Source organism: Arthrobacter sp. Y3223164, from assembly GCF_059091005.1.
In genome coordinates, this window is sequence record NZ_JBNHGF010000992.1 from 1 (window position 1) to 268 (window position 268).

Below are 268 nucleotides of genomic sequence, written 5' to 3' on the forward strand. Positions count from 1 at the left end.
GGCGTCCGCGGCCGGAGCCGGTGTTGCGCCGGCGGCCGGGACAGGCGACACTGCTCAGAACCAACAGGCCGGCATGATCGCGCCGGCAGTTTCCACCCAGCCCGCAGCCCAGGCAACCATTCCCACGCAGCCGACCACCGGCGTCGTGCTTCCCGGACAACCCTCGCCGGGCACTCCGGCTCACGGCGGAGCCGCCACCGCAACAGCCGCAGCCAGCGCAGTGCGCGGCGAGACCGATCAGGTGCAGCCGGGCCTCCAGGTGCCGGTC

Annotated in this window: 1 protein-coding gene; it reads left to right on the forward strand. The window is 73.9% G+C overall.

The window, feature by feature from the left end:
* Nucleotides 1–73: 73 nt before the first annotated feature.
* A partial coding sequence (locus AC5RUJ_RS19055; RefSeq protein ID WP_494156616.1) for a hypothetical protein occupies nt 74–268 on the forward strand: 195 nt, incomplete at its 3' end.